Origin of the sequence: Xanthobacter sp. NM-59 (genome assembly GCF_021401125.1) — a bacterium.
Classification (GTDB): Bacteria; Pseudomonadota; Alphaproteobacteria; order Rhizobiales; family Xanthobacteraceae; genus Xanthobacter.
On record NZ_JACBFQ010000022.1, the window covers coordinates 1 to 14,111 of the forward strand.

Genomic DNA, 14,111 nt, shown 5'->3' on the forward strand with positions numbered 1-14,111 from the left:
CGACCCTGCCTCAGGTCCGCCGGGCCGTCCTCAAGGCATTTTCCTCGACATCGCCAACTTGTCCCCACTGCCGAAGGGCCATCTGGAGACCGCCAATCTGATTCTGCCAAAGTAGTGCTAGGGTGTATCGACATTCAGTGCCTGTGGCGCGGGTCGTGACTCACCACCACCGTGTCGTTCATGACGCTCCCTCTCCCGCTTGGGGGACTGCGGTGGGGGCAAGACTTGGGAACTTGGCTCGGCGGCGAAAAAGTCTTGAATCCTGAGTCTCTGCGTTACGGAGGCGGTTCTAGCCCAGGCGGTCCTGGCCTCCCTCACTATCCCTCGCAAGAGGGAGAGGGAACGAGCTCCCGGCAAACCGTTCTTCTCAAATGTCGGTCGGACCCTAGGGCCGCCATTCCATTCGGAAGGTGCGGCGGCCGGACATGGGGTTTTCCCCCTCGCCGGTGATGGCAAGGCCCATCTTTTCGTAGAAGCGCACGGCACGCGGGTTCTCCTGGTTCACATCCAGGGCCACCAGAGTGGGGGAGATGCGCTTGGCCTCGGCCATCAGCTCTTCCGCCGCGCCCTGGCCCCAGAAAGTGGGGCCGACCGCGATCTGGTCGAGATAGCCGGTGCCGGGATGGATCACCACGAAGCCCGCCACCGCGCCCGCGCTTTCCGCCACCCGTGTGAGGGCGCCGCCGGTCGTCAGCTCATCCAGGTGCTGCTTGAGCCAGGGGCGCCGGGCCTCGAAATCGATCTCCGGCAAGGTCTTCACCCAGCTCGCAACCCATAGGTCGGCCATGGCCGGCCGGTCGGCGGCGATGGCGGGGCGCAGGGTGTAGAGGGGAGCAGCCATGGCGATTTCCGGAGTGAAGGCGCGCGGCCGATCCCGGGCGAATCAGCCATTCCCGATGAAACGCCAGCACGCTGGCTGCCGGCAAGGGCGGACGAGGAGCCGCGCGTTGGCGCCCGCGCCTGTTGGCTGGTCGCTCGGGATCGGCACCTCGGGATCGGTACCTGGGCGTCGGTACCCGGGATCGGTATCTGGGGTGGTGCCTGGGGATTGGCGCCTTTGGGGCACCGGAACGCCCGCGGGCATCGGGCAAGGCCGATGGGTCGCCTCCTCATCCCGCTCGTCCGGGGCGGGCTGGCGATGGCAAGAGGGCGCAGGGGGAGGTGCCGTGGCGGTGGGAGCGGCAAGCCTCCGCCGCATCTCGCACGCCGCGGGGGGGGGGGGGCTTCGTGTGCGCGGACTCCGCCAGCTTAGGCCGCTCGCCGCCGGCACTTGCCCCCGGTCCTTGCCCCGGGTCTCGGGCCCCGTCTTCGCCCCCGGTCTTCACGCCCCGTCCTTTCCGCTCGCGCAAGCGGAGGTGTGGGGCGGCGCGGGCGCGGCAATTCCCTTGCGGCGCGGGTGGCAGGAGGGAGCATGGCCGGGGCGGCCGCGTTTCGGGCGCCGGCGGCTCAGCCGGAGATGCGTCGGCCGGACCCCCTGTCCACCTCAGCGCACACTCAGGTATGCCGAAAGCGCTGGCGGATCTTCTCCTCCAGCTCGTCCCGCACGGCGCGGTAGGCGTTGAGGCGCTGTTCGCGGTTGCCGCCTTCGCGAGTGGGGTCCGGCGTCGGCCAGTATTCGACGTCGAGGGCGTTGGTGCGGGTCAGCTCCAGGGCGCGGTGATGGGCGCTGGGGCAGAGCGAGATGGCGAGGTCGAAGCCCAGCCCCTCATATTCCTCCAGCTCCTCCACGGTTTTGGGCCGGTGCTTGTGCACGTCGAGGCCGATTTCCTCCATCACCGCAGTGACGAAGGGATCGGGTTCCCCGGCGATGACGCCGGCTGAGCCCACATAGATGGACTTGCCGTAGAGATGGTGCAGCAGGGCCGCCGCCATCACGGAACGCACCACGTTCTGCCCGCAGATGAACAGAACCGATTGCGGACGCGTCGACCGCGAGCGAGGTACGTCAGGGTCCGCCACAGAGGGCATCGCCGTCAACCCTTCCAGTGCAGCGCGCAAATGAGGGTGAACAGGCGCCGGGCGGTATCGAAATCCACGTCGATCTTGCCTTTCAGCCGCTCCTGGAGCAGCTCGGAGCCCTCGTTGTGGGCGCCGCGACGGCCCATGTCGATGGCCTCGATCTGGCTCGGCGAGGCCGTGCGGATGGCCGCGTAATAGCTCTCGCAGATGAGGAAATAGTCCTTCACCACCTTGCGGAAGGGGGTGAGGGAGAGATGGTGCTGCACCACCTGCTCACCGCTCTCGCGCTTGATGTCGAGCACCAGGCGATTGTCCATCAGCGAGATGTCGAGGGTGTAGGGCCCATCCCCGGGATCACCACAGGGATGAAACGAATTGTCCTCGATGAGGTCCCAGATGGCGGTGGCGCGCTCGTGCTCCACCTCCGCGCCGGCATGGCCGAGGGAGGACGTGTCGACGTTGACGGCCGCGAGCCGGGAGAGGGATTTTTCGCTCATGAGCTCATTGCCCCCCTCCGGCATTTGTGCGGATGGACACGGACCGGCCGTGGGCCTGCAGGCGCTCCACCTCGGCCAGCCGCACGGCGGCGGTGCCCACCTTTTCCAGGGCGCTGGCGTCCAGCTTCAGGATGGAGGTACGCTTCATGAAATCGAGCACGCTGAGGCCCGAGGAGAAGCGGGCCGAGCGGGCCGTCGGCAGAACGTGGTTGGTGCCGCCCACATAATCGCCGATGGCTTCCGGCGTGTAGGCGCCGATGAAGATGGCCCCCGCATGGCGGATGCGCGCCGCGAGCCGGTCGGCGTCGGCGGCCTGGATCTCCAGGTGCTCGGGCGCCACCCGGTCGGACAAGGGCAGGGCCTCGTCCAGGCTGCGCACCTTGATGACGGCGCCGTGGTCGCGCCAGGAGGCACGGGCGATCTCGGCCCGGGGCAGGGTCTCGATCATGCCCTCGACGGCGGCCACCACGCGGGTGGCGAGGTCGTCCGAATCAGTGATGAGGATGGACTGGGCGGCGGTGTCGTGCTCCGCCTGGGCCAGAAGGTCGGCGGCGATCCAGTCCGCATTGGCGTCGGCATCGGCGATGATCAGCACCTCGGAGGGGCCGGCCACCATGTCGATGCCCACCTTGCCGAACACCTGCCGCTTGGCCTGGGCCACATAGGCGTTGCCGGGGCCCACGATCTTGTCCACCGGGGCGATGGTGTCGGTCCCGAAGGCCAGCGCCGCCACCGCCTGGGCGCCGCCCACGCGATACACCTCGTGCACGCCGGCAAGGCGCGCGGCGGCCAGCACCAGCGGGGCGATCTGCCCATCGGGTGCGGGCACCACCATGACGATGCGCGGCACGCCCGCCACCTGGGCCGGCACCGCGTTCATGAGCACGGAGGAGGGATAGGCAGCGGTGCCGCCTGGCACATAGAGGCCCACCGCATCCACGCTGGTCCAGCGATGGCCCAGAGTGACGCCGGCGGCGTCCACATAGGTCTCGTCGGTGGGGCGCTGGCGGGCATGGTGCCGCTCAATGCGGGCCTTGGCGAATTCCAGCGCCTCGCGCGTCTCGGCCGGGATGGAGGCGAGGGCGGCGTCGATCTCCGCGTCGGTCACGCGGATGCCCAGGACTTCCAGGTCCACCCGGTCGAAGGTGCGGGAGAGGTCGATCAGGGCCTTGTCGCCGCGCGCGCGCACGTCGGCAATGATGGCGGCCACCTGGTCCTGCACATCGACGGAGGCCTCCCGCTTGGAGCCGAGGAACTCGGCAAAGCGCGCGGCGAAATCGGAATCTTCGGTATCGAGACGGATAGGCATGGGGTCTTGCTAGATCAGGACGGGGGCGGAGGGAAGCCCCGCCGTCACGCTTGGCGCATTCGCGGCGCGGAAGGAGGGGCCCGCTTGCCTTGGGGCAGGGCGGTCAGGCGGCGTCGGTGCCGGATTGCCGGGCGGCCGGGCCTTCGTGGTGGGGAGTATGGGCGCAGCCCCAGGCCGGGCCCAGATCGCGCAGGCTCGCCTCGATGCATTCCACCTCGAGCCGCACCTCGGCGCCGCCGGAAAAGGTGAGCAGCACATAGCCCGAGGGCGTATCGGTGGGAATGAAGGTGACGGCCAGGAGATTGAGCACGCCGTTGCGCCGGGCGAGGTCCATGCCCCGGCATTTGGCGTCGCGCACGCGCTCGAAGTGCAGGCCCGCGCGCCGGCGCACCTTTTCATGGGTGAGCACCGCGCGGTCCCAGTCGAACCGGTTGAGCAGCAGGGCGAAGCGCTGGACCGTCGGCAGGAAACCCATGTCCGTCACCTTCACCACCGCATCCTGTAGATGGGCGGAGATGACGGCGAGGTCCTCTTCATCGAGGGCGAGCAGCTTGAGATCGGTCATGGCGGGCGCCTTCTGGGCATTTCTTCGCCGTTTCCCCGGCTTCCCTGGAGATAGAGAGCGCAGCGGCAGGTTTCAATGTCGCTGCGCGTGCATGGCAAGGATGCCGTGAGCGCGGCTGAGCGGGCCTTGCGCTTTCGCTTGCCTGTCCATGTCGCGGTGGGGCCCCTGAGGCGGGGCTGTCAGCCGGCCTGGTCGCGCACGGTGCCGAAGGCGTCGGTGGGCGGAAGCGGGCGGGCGAACAGATAGCCCTGCCCCAGGGTGCAGCCGTGGGTGCGCAGCCATTCCGCCTGCTGCGGCAGCTCCACGCCCTCGGCCACCGTGGTCAGGCCCAGGGCCTCGCTCAGGCTCAGCATGGAGGCGACGATCTTGCGGCATTGGGCGTCGCTGGAGAGGCGACTGGTGAAGGAACGGTCGATCTTGATCTTGTCGATGGGCAGCTCGTGCAGGTGGCGCAGGCTGGAATAGCCGGTGCCGAAATCGTCCAGCGACATGTGCACGCCCGCCTCGCGCAGCACCGACATGGCGCGCCGCGCGGCCTCGAAGTCCTGCAACAGGGCGGTTTCGGTGATCTCAAGCTCGATCCGGCACGGCTCCACCCCCATCTGCCGCAGCAGGTCGAGAATGGAGCCGGGCAGCTCGGGGTCCAGCAATTGCGGAGGCGAGAGATTGACCGCCACGCGCACGCTGTCCGGCCAGTGGCGGGAATCGTCGCAGACCCGGCGCAGCATGGCCTGCAGCAGGGGCCCGGCAAGGCCGGCATCTTCGATGATGGGGATGAAATCGGGCGCGCCCAGCAGCCCGCGGACCGGATGACGCCACCGCGCCAGGGCCTCGAAGCCCACGGTGCGCTGGGTGTCGAGGTCCACCAGTGGCTGGTAGAGGGCGATGATCTCGCCCCGTTCCAGCCCCGCGCGCAGCTCCGCTTCCGTTTCCAGGCGCTCGCGCCGGCGCGCATCCAGGCTGCTGTCATAGAGCGAATAGCGGTCCTTGCCGGTCGCCTTGGCCTGGACCAGCGCCGCCTCGGCGCAGCGCAGCAGCCCGGCTTCCGCGTCCCCATCACGCGGGAATTTGGCGATGCCGATGGAGGCGGAAACCCGGAGGTTCCGGTTCGGGGCCTCGATGTCATCATGCGCCGCCTGCAGGATCCGTTCCGCGAGGCGGAACAGGGCCTCCGTGCTCTCATTGCGCATGGGGAAGAGAATGGCGAACTCGTCCGCGCCGAGGCGGGCGAGGACGTCCTCCTTGCGGACGATGCCGCGCAGGCGCCCGGCCAGGGTGGTCAGCACTGCGTCGCCCACATCATGCCCGTGCGCGTCATTCACCTGCTGGAACTCGTCGATGTCGATCACCAGCACCGCAAGGCGCGTTTCATTGGATCGGGCCTGGCTCAAGGCCCGCGAAAACTCTTCCTGGAACAGCACGCGATTGGAAATGCCGGTCAGGCTGTCATAGCGAAACGCGGTCTGTGCCAGGTCCTCGGCCTGGCGGCGCTGCGCCACCTCCCGCTGGAGCTGGCGTTCGTGCACCGCCAGCACCGCGATCGAGGCGAACGCGGTGGTCAGCAGCAGCGCGAAGAGACCATCCACAGGCCAAGACGAATACTCCTTCGCGATGGTGCTGCTATATTCCAGAACGTTAAGGTTGTATAATACCGCGAACAGCAATAGCGCAGCGACGGCGATCGTAAGGTAGACTTTCCAATACCGCCGCCGGGATTCCGCTATGATGCGCTGCGAGGACATTTTATTGCTTCGCTTCTGATCGGGGAGCGTTTCTTCCGCTGCCAGCTCAATAATAGTCCGCAGGCCGGTGCTTGAATAGCCAAGGCGGTGCACGGGGGCATTGCCATTTGGTGGCAAAATGAAACAGCCCCGCGCCAGAGGCCGGGGCTGTGATCAAGGGCGATGATGGACGTTGGGCGAGCAGCTCAGCCGCTGATGCGCTCGATCTCGGCGCCACAGCGCGACAGCTTCGCCTCCAGCCTCTCGAAGCCGCGATCCAGGTGATACACGCGCTGCACCAGCGTTTCGCCTTCCGCCGCAAGGCCGGCGATCACCAGCGAGACGGAGGCGCGAAGGTCGGTGGCCATCACCGGTGCGCCGGTCAGGCGCTCCGCCCCCTCGATGGTGGCGGTGTCGCCGTCGAGATGGATCTTGGCGCCGAGCCGGGCCAGCTCCTGCACATGCATGAAGCGGTTCTCGAAGATGGTTTCGGTGATGCGCGAGCGGCCCTTCGCCTTGGTCATCAGGGCCATGAGCTGGGCCTGCAGGTCGGTGGGGAAGCCCGGATAGGGCGCCGTGCTCACCTCCACGGGCAGGATGCCCGCCCCGTTGCGACGCACGCGGATGCCTTCATTGGTGGCTTCCACCTCCACGCCCGCGGCGCGCAGGATGTCGAGCGCGCTCTCCAGAAGATCGGGCCGGGCGCCGGCCAGCAGCACGTCGCCGCCCGCCATAGCGGTGGCCATGGCATAGGTGCCCGTTTCGATGCGGTCCGGCAGCACGGAATGGCGGGCCCCACGCAGATGCGGAACGCCCTGGACGTGAATGGTGGCGTTGCCGGCTCCGGAGATGCGCGCGCCCATCTTCACCAGGCAATCCGCCAGATCGGCCACTTCCGGTTCGCGGGCGGCATTCTCGATCACGCTCTCGCCGTCGGCGAGGGCGGCGGCCATCAGAGCGGTATGGGTGGCACCCACCGAGACCTTGGGGAACACGATGCGCGCGCCCTTCAGACCCTTGGGCGCCTTGGCCAGCACATAGCCGCCGTCAATGTCGATATCGGCGCCCAGCGCCCGCAGCGCATCCAGGTGGAAGTCCACCGGCCGGGTGCCGATGGCGCAGCCGCCGGGCAGCGAGACCCGGGCCACGCCCATGCGCGCCACCAGCGGCCCCAGCACCCAGAACGAGGCACGCATGCGCGACACCAGATCATAAGGCGCGGTGGTGTCGACGATCACGCGGGCGTCGATCTCCAGCGTCTGGCCGGCATTGGGATCGTCCCCGGTGCGCTTGCCATTGGTGGTGATGTCCACGCCATGATTGCCCAGGATGCGCTGAAGCAGGGCCACGTCCGCGAGGCGCGGCACGTTCTCCAGCACCAGCTTCTCCTCGGTGAGGAGGCTCGCGATCATCAAGGGCAAGGCTGCGTTCTTGGCGCCGGAGATGGGGATGGTGCCGTGAAGCGCGTTGCCGCCGACGATGCGAATCTTGTCCATGCTGGTCCTGTGTCCCCGGAGGCCAAGCGGCCGGCGCCCGGTCCACCCGGGGCGCTGTTAAAAGTCAAGGTCTAGCGTGCCTTTCCGTCCGGCACAATCGCGGCCTCGCCCGGCCCATTCCCATTGCCACCATTGCGTGCGGTGTCCCGTTCCGCGCCGCCGTCCGGCGGGGGGGCTTCATCGGGGGAGCCGGCCTCGTTGCGGGCGCGGGTCTGGGCCTTGCGGCGCGCCAGATTCGCCTTGAGGGCGGCGGCCAGCCGGGCGGTCTTGTCCTGTGGCTGCGACATGCGGTCCACGTAGCCGTCCCATGTGGCCGATGCAAGGCCGCCGCCGGCTTCGATTCATTCCAGATCGTCCGCAACGGCACGTGGCGCGGTGTCATTTGCCGCGCGCTGTGCCATAGTCCCCGCCCGAACCTGCATGCGGGAGCCAACCCCTCGGGAGCAAGCATGACGCGCGCCGTCGATCCTTTCCTGAAACTCTCGTCGCCGCGCATCTTCCTGGTGCGCATGCTGGTATTCCTGGCCCTGTGCGCGGCCCTGGCGGCGGTGCTGCATCGCCAGATCTTCGCCGCCTTCCTCAATAATCCGGGGCTCAACGGCGTCATTTTCGGCGTCCTGGCCATCGGCATCATTCTCGCCATCCGCCAGGTGGCGCGGCTTTTCCCCGAGGTGGACTGGGTGAATTCCTTCCGCCTGGCCGATCCCGGCCTTGCGGTGGCGCGCACGCCCACGCTGCTGGCCCCCATGGCGGCGCTGCTGGGTGATCGCATCGGCCGCATGGCCATTTCCCAGACCACCATGCGCTCGATCCTCGATTCCATCGGCACCCGCCTGGATGAGAGCCGCGACATGGCGCGCTATCTCACCGGCCTTCTGGTGTTCCTGGGCCTGCTCGGCACCTTCTGGGGCCTTCTGGAAACGGTGTCCTCCATCGGCCAGGTCATCAGCGCGCTGCAGGTGGGGCCGGATTCTGGTTCCGTGTTCGAGGATCTCAAGAGCGGCCTTGCCGCGCCCCTCGGCGGCATGGGGCTGGCTTTCTCCTCCTCCCTCTTCGGCCTTGCGGGCTCCCTGGTGCTGGGCTTTCTCGACCTTCAGGCCGGCCAGGCGCAGAACCGCTTTTATACGGACCTTGAGGACTGGCTCTCCACCACCGTGCGCGATCTCGATCGCCTGCCCGGCCCCGAGCGGCCGGCGGAGGGGGGGGCGCTGCTGGCGCTGCCGGCCCCTTCGGCGGACATGGAGCCGCTGATCGGCGCCATCAACCGGCTGGAAAAAACCATGGCCGAGGCCGGTTCCCAGCGGGTGATCTCCGCCATGTCGCATCTGGCCGAGAGCCTCCAGGGGCTGGTGACGCATCTGCGCTCCGAGCAGGTGCTCATCAAGCAGCTCATCGACACCCATGGGCGCCAGCAGGAAGACTTGCGCCATCTGGTGGAGCGGCTCGAAAAGATCTCCGCCGACGCCGAGCAGAGGTGAGCCATGGCCCTGGGCCGACGCGGGCGCGACCGCCACATCGATTACTGGCCGGGCTTCGTCGATGCACTGTCGACGCTGCTTCTGGTCTTCATCTTCCTGCTGTCCGTATTCATGCTCACCCAATTCTTCCTCACCCAGGAGATGACGGGCAAGGACAACGTGCTGCAGCGCCTTCAGGCGCAGATTCGCCAGCTCACCGAGCTGCTCTCGCTGGAGCGGGCGAGCGGGCAGAATAATGAGACCGAGCTTGCCGCCGTGCGCGCCTCCCTGGAGGCGGCGGAGGCCGAGCGCGACAGCCTGCGCGGTCGGCTCGCGGCCACCCCGACCGCCCCTGACACCGGCCGCGAACAGGCGCTGGCCCGCGACCTCGACGCCCAGAAGGACGTGGCCAGCCGCGCCCTCTCGCAGATCGACCTGCTCAACCAGCAGATCGCCGCCTTGCGCCGCCAGATGGCGGCCCTTGAAGAGGCGCTGAACGCCTCCGAGCAGAAGGATAAGGAGAGCCAGGCCAAGCTTGCCGATCTCGGCCGCCGGCTGAACGTGGCGCTGGCCCAGCGGGTGCAGGAGCTGACGCGATTCCGTTCCGAATTCTTCGGCCGGCTCAGCCAGATTCTGGGCAACCGGCCCGAGATCCGCGTGGTGGGCGACCGCTTCGTGTTCCAATCCGAAATTTTCTTCGATCCCGGCTCCGCCACCCTGAAGCCTGAAGCCCAGGCGGAGCTGGACAAGCTGGCCTCCGCCATTTTGGACTTGGAGACGGAGATTCCGGCGGACATTAGCTGGGCCCTGCGCATTGACGGCCACACCGACAACCGGCCCATCGCCACCGCGCAATTTCCCTCCAACTGGGAGCTTTCGGCCGCTCGCGCCATTGCGGTGGTGCAATTTCTCATCAGCAAGGGCGTGAGCCCACAACACCTGATCGCCGCCGGCTTCGGCGAGTTCCAGCCCATCGACACCGGCACCTCGGACGAGGCCCACGCCCACAACCGGCGCATCGAACTGAAGCTGACGGAGCGATAAGGGGCTGTGCCGCCCGTGATTGACAGACTTTAAAAGTAAACACGCGCATCACGTGGGGGTGTTGTGGCGATGGATGAGGCGTGGGCTTGGCTCGGTAACATCGCAAACATATTGGCGGTGTTGGAAAAGGCCATCCAGCTCTTATTTCCGATTATTGCCGGTCTGTTTGTCGTCTGAAGGCTGCGCACGTGGTGGCGAAAGAGGCGGTGGGCCAAATCAGTCGGTGGACTGACGGCCCATGAAATCAGCGAGCTGAATGCCATCAGCCGGGATCGCTCGCGGATCCATCATGTCCGGACGAACGGGATGCCTGCCGTGCGCTTGGCAGGCAAAGTTTTGAATCGGCAAGACTATTTGAAGGTGGGCTGGGATGCGGAGAGGGTCTCACACACCGTCGATCAGTTGAAGGTTGCAAAAGATGGGGCGCATGCCCTTGCGGTGAGTAAAGAGTGGCAGTCGGAGCATGCGGAAGCGGTTTCCGTCTATTCCACCGTTTATTCCCGCATCGTTGCGGCCCGCCAGGCGGGTGAGAAGCCGCCAATTATTTCGTGCGGCGCAATCGTGTTCGACCCGGAACGCAGTCGCGTGTTGCTGATGCGGCGATCGGCGTTCGTTGCAACCTATAAGAACTGTTTCCATATCCTGGGCGGAAATTATGAGCCGGCCGATGATATCCATCATCACGACGATATCAGTCGAGAGCCCTTGTTGTATGCGGCGCTGCGCGAGGTGCGGGAGGAAACCTGCCTGCAGTTCCAGGAAGACAGCACGATGTATAGAAATGTGATCGTATCCCAGGAGGAGACGACCGGGTTTATTCAATATGTCATCGCGGGCATCGCCGTCAGCGACAAAAATATCGAAGATGTGAAGAGGTCAGGCGAGGGGGAGGTGGACTGGTATTCCCTGTCCGAGCTCGCCACGTTGATCACGGGTGAAAACGTGCGGTCGGCCAATGCGCGCTGGGTGCCATCCGGACTCATGATCCTGGCAGCCTGGCTTGCCATGGGGGCGCCCAATCAATACGGGCGGCGGCCCATTGCGACGGAAGCGCGGGAAACCTACAGGAAGATCAAGCCTCTTCTCTCGCAAGGCTTTGCGGAACACTGAGGCCGCAACCACTTCGCTGAAGCGTGTCCGAGGAAGTTGGATGCCGGTTTGCGTGAAGGACGCGCGTAAAACGAAAGGCTAGATTGAAGGCCCGTGAGCGGCGCGCACGGGCCTCCGGTATCAATTGTCCAGGAACGAACGCAGCTTGCGCGAGCGGCTCGGGTGCTTGAGCTTGCGCAGGGCCTTGGCTTCGATCTGGCGGATACGCTCGCGCGTCACCGAGAATTGCTGGCCCACTTCCTCCAGCGTGTGATCGGTGTTCATGCCGATGCCGAAGCGCATGCGCAGCACACGCTCCTCACGGGGGGTGAGGGAGGCCAGAACCCGCGTGGTGGTCTCGCGCAGGTTGGACTGGATCGCCGCATCGATAGGCAGGATGGCGTTCTTGTCCTCGATGAAGTCTCCCAGGTGCGAATCTTCCTCGTCGCCGATGGGCGTTTCGAGGGAGATGGGCTCCTTGGCGATCTTCAGCACCTTGCGCACCTTTTCCAGCGGCATGCCGAGCTTCTCGGCCAGCTCCTCCGGGGTCGGCTCGCGGCCGATCTCGTGGAGCATCTGGCGCGAGGTGCGCACGATCTTGTTGATCGTCTCGATCATGTGCACCGGAATGCGGATGGTGCGGGCCTGGTCCGCGATGGAGCGGGTGATGGCCTGCCGAATCCACCAGGTGGCATAGGTGGAGAACTTGTAGCCGCGCCGGTACTCGAACTTGTCGACCGCCTTCATGAGGCCGATATTGCCTTCCTGGATCAGATCCAGGAACTGAAGGCCGCGGTTCGTGTACTTCTTGGCGATGGAGATGACGAGGCGAAGGTTTGCCTCCACCATTTCCTTCTTGGCCTGGCGGGCTTCCTTCTCGCCCTTCTGCACCATCTGCACGATCTTGCGGAATTCCGCGATCTCCAGCCCCGTTTCGGTGGCCAGAGCGTGGATGTCGCCGCGCAGGTCCTTGATGCCATCCTTCTCGTGGGCCACAAAGCCCTTCCAGCCCCGCGAGCCCAGCTTGGACACGCGCAGCACCCACTTGGGGTCAAGCTCGGAACCCAGATAGTTCTTCAGGAAGTCGTCGCGGGTGACGCCATAGCTTTCCGCAAGGCGCAGCAGGCGGCCCTCAAGGGAAACGAGCCGCTTGTTGATCTCGTAGAGGTGCTCCACCAGCGCGTCGATGCGCGCCTGGTTGAGCGACAGGCTCTTCACGTCGAGAACGAGATCTTCCTTGAGCTTCTTCGCCTTGCGCTCCTGCGCCGGCGACAGGGTCTCGTTCTTGAGCTTGGATTCGACGTTCTGATCCTGCAGGCGGCGCAGCTTCACATAGGAGCCGGCGATGCGGTCGAAGGTTTCCAGCACCTTCGGCTTGATCTCCGCTTCCATGGCCGCGAGCGACATGGAGTTTTCCATGTCGTCCTCGTCGCCCTCCGGAATGGGGGGCTCGCCCAGAATGCCGTCCTCGCCCGCCTCGGGCGCAAGGGCGGCTTCCTCGCCCAGAGCCGCCGGCGGATTCTTGCCCTCGGGGCCGGCATAGGTGGCCTCGAGGTCGATGATGTCGCGCAGCAGAACCTTGCCTTCCACCAGCTCATCACGCCAGATGATGATGGCCTGGAAGGTGAGCGGGCTTTCGCACAAGCCGGCGATCATGGCCTCGCGGCCGGCCTCGATGCGCTTGGCGATGGCGATTTCGCCCTCGCGCGAAAGCAGCTCCACCGAGCCCATCTCGCGCAGGTACATGCGCACCGGGTCATCGGTGCGCTCGGCCGGCTCGGACTTGGTCTCGGAACGCGCCAGCGCCCGCGGAGCGGCTTCGGTCAGCTCGCCACCTTCGGCCTCCTCGGGCTCCTCGGGGGTTTCGCCTTCCTCGCCATTCTCCTCGGCCTCGGCCTCTTCGGCCTCGATCACGTTGATGCCCATGTCATTGAGCATGGCAAGGGTGTCCTCGATCTGCTCGGAGGTGACCTCGTCGGAGGGCATCACCTCATTGAGCTGCTCGTAGGTCACATAGCCCCGGCGCTTGGCGTTCTTGATCATCTTCCGGACGGCCGCGTCCGAGAGGTCGAGCAACGGCCCGTCGGGGGCGTCGGTCTCCTTCTCGGGCGCTTCGGTCGTCTCGGCAGATTGCTTCGCCATGGACATCTCCTGATGATCTCGCCGATCTTCAACGGCGAAATGGCGACGCAGCCCCCCGGGGCTCCGCCGCCTGTCGTATTCGGCTCCGGTCGCGCTCTTTTGAACACGTTACCGTTAAGCCCGCCTGAACGGCCGCCCATCCAACTGGATGGGTCACCCAAACCGTGTGATCCCCGCCCGCCCGAAACGGGCCTTCACCCGAGACCGCCTTTCCCGGCTTCGCGCACCGCGCCTAGACCGACCGCGCGGATCTGCGGCCGGACAGCGCGCCAAAGCCCTCCACCAGCGCGTCCATCCCTTCAACGGTGGACAGGCGCTCGTGGACGTCGCGCAGCCAGGCAAAATTCGCCTCGCTGGGGTCCTCCCCCAGGGATCTCTCAGCTTCCTTCAGTTCCCTAGATAGCGCGTAAGCCTTGCGATGCAAGGCCGTCCGCTGCTGCCACCAGAGTCTTGCATCCTCTTTTGCGGTATCAGGATAAGCTGGCCAGTCCATTTTCGGGTTGGAGAGGCTCTTGACCCTACGTGAGAGGTCCTCGAGGTCGGCCTGGTCGAGGCGCTCGGCCAAGGTATCCCCTTGATCCTCCGCAGCGGTCGGCCCTTCCAGGTGCGCCGCGACCAGCGCGTGCCGCAGCCGGTCCGCTTCCGGGTTGGCAAATGGCAGCTCCGACACATCCTCCGCCGCCTCGTCCAGCAGAAAGGGGTGGTTGATGAGGCAGAACAGCAACAGGGCCTCATTGCGGGGCAGTGCCGCCAGCGGCCCGCGCACCAATGCCGTTTGGGCGATCTCGCCGCCCACGGAGGCAAAGCCGATCTCGCGCGCCCCGCCGCGTCC

Annotated in this window: 12 protein-coding genes and 1 pseudogene; 3 read left to right on the forward strand and 10 right to left on the reverse strand. The window is 66.3% G+C overall.

Annotated elements, in window-relative coordinates; genetic code table 11:
* Positions 1 to 385: 385 nt before the first annotated feature.
* The 8 genes from L0966_RS21990 to L0966_RS22025 form a co-directional block, all read right to left on the reverse strand.
* Positions 386 to 841 carry a GNAT family N-acetyltransferase gene (locus L0966_RS21990; protein ID WP_234054250.1) on the reverse strand — a complete coding sequence of 152 codons (456 nt, stop codon included), beginning with the start codon at positions 839 to 841 and terminating at the stop codon, positions 386 to 388.
* Between the two features lie 653 nt (positions 842 to 1,494).
* Complete coding sequence (locus L0966_RS21995; protein ID WP_234054251.1) at positions 1,495 to 1,968, reverse strand: low molecular weight phosphatase family protein; 474 nt, start codon at positions 1,966 to 1,968, stop codon at positions 1,495 to 1,497.
* 5 nt (positions 1,969 to 1,973) lie between these two features.
* Positions 1,974 to 2,456, reverse strand: a complete 483-nt coding sequence (locus L0966_RS22000) for a UPF0262 family protein (RefSeq protein ID WP_234054252.1) — start codon at positions 2,454 to 2,456, stop codon at positions 1,974 to 1,976.
* A gap of 4 nt (positions 2,457 to 2,460) precedes the next feature.
* A complete protein-coding gene (gene hisD, locus L0966_RS22005) occupies positions 2,461 to 3,765 on the reverse strand; it encodes a histidinol dehydrogenase (protein ID WP_234054253.1) in 1,305 nt (434 codons plus the stop codon).
* Between the two features lie 103 nt (positions 3,766 to 3,868).
* The gene (locus L0966_RS22010) at positions 3,869 to 4,330 is read right to left on the reverse strand and encodes a DUF2948 family protein (protein WP_234054254.1); all 462 of its coding nucleotides are present in this window, start codon (positions 4,328 to 4,330) and stop codon (positions 3,869 to 3,871) included.
* A 179-nt stretch (positions 4,331 to 4,509) separates the two neighbouring features.
* Positions 4,510 to 6,072, reverse strand: a complete 1,563-nt coding sequence (locus L0966_RS22015) for a bifunctional diguanylate cyclase/phosphodiesterase (RefSeq protein ID WP_234054255.1) — start codon at positions 6,070 to 6,072, stop codon at positions 4,510 to 4,512.
* Between the two features lie 185 nt (positions 6,073 to 6,257).
* Positions 6,258 to 7,547: a UDP-N-acetylglucosamine 1-carboxyvinyltransferase gene (gene murA, locus L0966_RS22020; protein ID WP_234054256.1), complete on the reverse strand. Its 1,290-nt coding sequence runs from the start codon at positions 7,545 to 7,547 to the stop codon at positions 6,258 to 6,260.
* Positions 7,548 to 7,618: 71 nt separating this feature from the next.
* Positions 7,619 to 7,834 (reverse strand): hypothetical protein, encoded by a 216-nt coding sequence (locus tag L0966_RS22025; protein ID WP_234054257.1) that lies wholly within the window; start codon positions 7,832 to 7,834, stop codon positions 7,619 to 7,621.
* 162 nt (positions 7,835 to 7,996) lie between these two features.
* On the opposite strand from L0966_RS22025, the gene L0966_RS22030 reads away from it, so the two are divergent.
* The 3 genes from L0966_RS22030 to L0966_RS22040 all read left to right on the forward strand — a co-directional run bounded on the left by L0966_RS22030 (position 7,997) and on the right by L0966_RS22040 (position 11,158).
* Positions 7,997 to 9,025, forward strand: a complete 1,029-nt coding sequence (locus L0966_RS22030) for a flagellar motor protein MotA (protein WP_234054258.1) — start codon at positions 7,997 to 7,999, stop codon at positions 9,023 to 9,025.
* Positions 9,026 to 9,028: 3 nt separating this feature from the next.
* Positions 9,029 to 10,048, forward strand: coding sequence for a peptidoglycan -binding protein (locus tag L0966_RS22035; RefSeq protein ID WP_234054259.1), 1,020 nt, complete (start codon positions 9,029 to 9,031; stop codon positions 10,046 to 10,048).
* A gap of 306 nt (positions 10,049 to 10,354) precedes the next feature.
* A complete protein-coding gene (locus L0966_RS22040) occupies positions 10,355 to 11,158 on the forward strand; it encodes an NUDIX hydrolase (protein WP_234054260.1) in 804 nt (267 codons plus the stop codon).
* 120 nt (positions 11,159 to 11,278) lie between these two features.
* Here the strand turns inward: L0966_RS22040 and rpoD are convergent, their stop codons facing one another.
* Complete coding sequence (gene rpoD / locus L0966_RS22045; protein WP_234054261.1) at positions 11,279 to 13,279, reverse strand: RNA polymerase sigma factor RpoD; 2,001 nt, start codon at positions 13,277 to 13,279, stop codon at positions 11,279 to 11,281.
* 232 nt (positions 13,280 to 13,511) lie between these two features.
* Positions 13,512 to 14,111, reverse strand: a pseudogene (locus tag L0966_RS22050) (DNA primase); the annotation flags it as partial.

What these genes read in the sequence shown, in the direction of transcription:
- L0966_RS21990 (WP_234054250.1), bottom strand. Translation starts at nt 841, where the DNA reads ATGGCTGCTCCCCTCTACACCCTGCGCCCCGCCATCGCCGCCGACCGG.
- L0966_RS21995 (WP_234054251.1), bottom strand. Translation starts at nt 1,968, where the DNA reads ATGCCCTCTGTGGCGGACCCTGACGTACCTCGCTCGCGGTCGACGCGT.
- L0966_RS22000 (WP_234054252.1), bottom strand. Translation starts at nt 2,456, where the DNA reads ATGAGCGAAAAATCCCTCTCCCGGCTCGCGGCCGTCAACGTCGACACG.
- hisD (WP_234054253.1), bottom strand. Translation starts at nt 3,765, where the DNA reads ATGCCTATCCGTCTCGATACCGAAGATTCCGATTTCGCCGCGCGCTTT.
- L0966_RS22010 (WP_234054254.1), bottom strand. Translation starts at nt 4,330, where the DNA reads ATGACCGATCTCAAGCTGCTCGCCCTCGATGAAGAGGACCTCGCCGTC.
- L0966_RS22015 (WP_234054255.1), bottom strand. Translation starts at nt 6,072, where the DNA reads ATGTCCTCGCAGCGCATCATAGCGGAATCCCGGCGGCGGTATTGGAAA.
- murA (WP_234054256.1), bottom strand. Translation starts at nt 7,547, where the DNA reads ATGGACAAGATTCGCATCGTCGGCGGCAACGCGCTTCACGGCACCATC.
- L0966_RS22025 (WP_234054257.1), bottom strand. Translation starts at nt 7,834, where the DNA reads ATGTCGCAGCCACAGGACAAGACCGCCCGGCTGGCCGCCGCCCTCAAG.
- L0966_RS22030 (WP_234054258.1), top strand. Translation starts at nt 7,997, where the DNA reads ATGACGCGCGCCGTCGATCCTTTCCTGAAACTCTCGTCGCCGCGCATC.
- L0966_RS22035 (WP_234054259.1), top strand. Translation starts at nt 9,029, where the DNA reads ATGGCCCTGGGCCGACGCGGGCGCGACCGCCACATCGATTACTGGCCG.
- L0966_RS22040 (WP_234054260.1), top strand. Translation starts at nt 10,355, where the DNA reads ATGCCTGCCGTGCGCTTGGCAGGCAAAGTTTTGAATCGGCAAGACTAT.
- rpoD (WP_234054261.1), bottom strand. Translation starts at nt 13,279, where the DNA reads ATGGCGAAGCAATCTGCCGAGACGACCGAAGCGCCCGAGAAGGAGACC.